Raw genomic sequence first — 2,548 nt, forward strand, 5'->3', positions numbered from 1 at the left:
CCCATGACGACATCCGCCGCCCCCGCCGCCCGCCGACCGCCCTCGCTGTGGCCCACGCTCAAAGGCATTGGCGCCTTTGCCATGCCGTACTTCAAGTCCGAGGAAAAATGGCGCGCACGCGGCCTGCTGCTGGCCGTGGTGATGCTCAACCTCGGCACGGTCTACATGCTGGTGCAGATCAACGAGTGGTACCGCGTCTTCTATGACGCCCTGCAGGCCAAGGACCAGCCTGTGTTCTGGCAGCAGATCGGGCGCTTCGGCTGGCTGGCGCTGATCTACATCGTGCTCGCGGTCTACAAGTTCTACCTCACGCAGATCCTGCAGCTGCGCTGGCGCGTCTGGCTCACCGACCACTACATGGGCCGCTGGCTGGCCAACAAGGCCTTCTACCGCATGGAGCTGGCGCGCTTCACCGCCGACGAGCACGGCAACCCCGACAACCCGGACCAGCGCATCCAGGAAGACCTCAACCTCTTCACCAGCTACACCGTCACGCTGTCCATGGGCATGTTCAACGCCCTCATCACCCTGGTGAGCTTCGTCGGCATCCTCTGGACGCTCAGCGGCTCCATCAACGTCCCGCTGCCCGGCTTCCTGGGCGGCGGCGAACTGGAAATCGTGGGCTACATGGTGTGGGCCGCCGTGCTGTACTGCGCGGTAGGCAGCGCCATCGCGCACTGGATCGGCCGGCCGCAGGTGCGGCTGAACTTCCAGCAGCAGATGCTGGAAGCCAACTTCCGCCACCACATGGTGCGCGTGCGCGAGTACAGCGAATCCATCGCACTCGACGGCGGCGAGCAGGTGGAGCGCCGCCACCTGGATGTGCGCTTCCGCGACGTGATGGGCAACTACTTCGCCCTCATCCGCAACCAGAAACAGCTCACCTGGTTCAGCAGCTTCTTCTCTCAGGCCGCCATCATCTTTCCCATGATCGTCGCCGCGCCGCGCTATTTCAGCGGCGCCATCCAGCTCGGCCAGCTGATGCAGATCAACTCCGCCTTCGGCCGCGTGCAGGACTCGCTGTCCTGGCTGGTCGATAACTACATGGCCCTGGCGGTCTGGAAAGCCACCACCGACCGCCTGGTGGGCTTCGAGGCCAGCCTGTCGCACCAGTCGCAGACGCGCGACGACCTTTCGCTCAACGAGTCGGCCGACGGCATCCGCGCGCAAGACCTCACGGTGGCCCTGCCCGGCGGCAGCACGCTGCTCGCCGGCGTGGACCTGGACGTGAAGCCCGGCGACACCGTGCTGCTGCACGGCCCCTCGGGCAGCGGCAAGTCCAGCCTGTTCCGCGCCCTCGCCGGCATCTGGCCGCACGCGCTGGGCCGCGTGGGCCTGCCCAAGGACACCATGTTCATCCCGCAGCGGCCCTACTTCCCCGACGGCCGCCTGCGCGACGCCCTGGCCTACCCCGACCCGGCGGAGAACTACACCGACGAAGCCCTGCGCGACGCCCTGAACGAGGCCCTGCTGCCGGCGCTGACCGACCAGCTCGACCGCGAAGACGCCTGGAGCCAGAAACTCTCGGGCGGCGAACGGCAGCGCCTGGCGATTGCGCGCGTGATGCTCAAGAAACCGGCCTGGGTGCTGGCCGACGAAGCCACCAGCGCGCTCGACGAAGAAGCCGAAGCCACGATTTACCAGCGCCTGGTGGAAAGGGTGAAGCAGGCGCACGGCGCCATCGTCTCCATCGCCCACCGCTCCACCCTGGCCGCGCACCACCGGCAGCGCTGGGCGCTGCGGGCCAACGAGCGGGCGGCGGCGGGCGGGGCGCGTTACCGGCTGGACATCAGCCGCGCCGACGGCGCCTGATCAGGCCACCGGCGCGGCGTAGGCCGCCCACCCCTTCGCCCGCAACTCACACGCCGGGCACCCGCCACACCCGTACCCCCAGGGCTGGCGGTGTTCGCGGTCGCCGAGGTAGCAGGTGTGGGTGTGTTCGACGATCAGGTCCACCAGGGCGTTGCCGCCGCCCACCAGCAGCGCGTTTTCGCCCAACTCGTGCGCCAGGCGCCAGGTGGCGGCCTTGTCGATCCACATCAGCGGGGTGTCGATCAGGAAGCGGTGGTCCATGCCGAGCGAGAGCGCGACCTGCAGCGCCTTCATGGTGTCGTCGCGGCAGTCGGGGTAACCCGAGAAGTCGGTTTCGCACACGCCGGTGACGATGACCTGGATGCCGCGCCGGTAGGCCAGGGCGGCGGCCAGCGTGAGGAACAGCAGGTTGCGCCCGGGCACGAAGGTGTTGGGCAGGCCGTTTTCTTCCATGCGAAAGGCCATGTCGCGCGTGAGCGAGGTTTCGCTGACCTTGCCGAGCACGCCGAGGTCGAGCACATGGTCTTCACCGAGCCGCGGCGACCACGCCGGGAAGCGTTGCCGCAGCTCGCGCAGCACGTTGAGGCGCGCGGTCATTTCCACGCTGTGGCGCTGGCCGTAGTCGAAACCGATGGTTTCCACGCGCGGGTAGCGCGAGAGCGCGTGCGCCAGGCAGGTGGTGGAGTCTTGCCCGCCGGAGAACAGCACGAGCGCGCTGGTGTGGTGGGGGGTGGAG

Annotated in this window: 2 protein-coding genes; one reads left to right on the forward strand and one right to left on the reverse strand. The window is 68.2% G+C overall.

Features of this window, described 5'->3' with window-relative positions; translation table 11 throughout:
- The first annotated feature begins 3 nt into the window (after positions 1-3).
- On the forward strand, positions 4-1,812 hold the full coding sequence (locus tag AC3WPZ_RS27875; RefSeq protein ID WP_492442598.1) for an ABC transporter ATP-binding protein/permease: 1,809 nt from the start codon (positions 4-6) through the stop codon (positions 1,810-1,812).
- On the opposite strand, the gene queC is transcribed toward AC3WPZ_RS27875, so the two are convergent.
- On the reverse strand, positions 1,813-2,548 hold a 736-nt coding region (gene queC / locus AC3WPZ_RS27880; RefSeq protein ID WP_492442596.1), incomplete at its 5' end, for a 7-cyano-7-deazaguanine synthase QueC. It abuts the gene before it with no gap.

The organism is Hydrogenophaga sp. FW305-3-2-15-A-LB1 (assembly GCF_058787875.1).

Bases quoted from the DNA above. Each gene is read 5' to 3' on its own strand.
- AC3WPZ_RS27875 (WP_492442598.1), top strand. From the start codon at position 4: ATGACGACATCCGCCGCCCCCGCCGCCCGCCGACCGCCCTCGCTGTGG.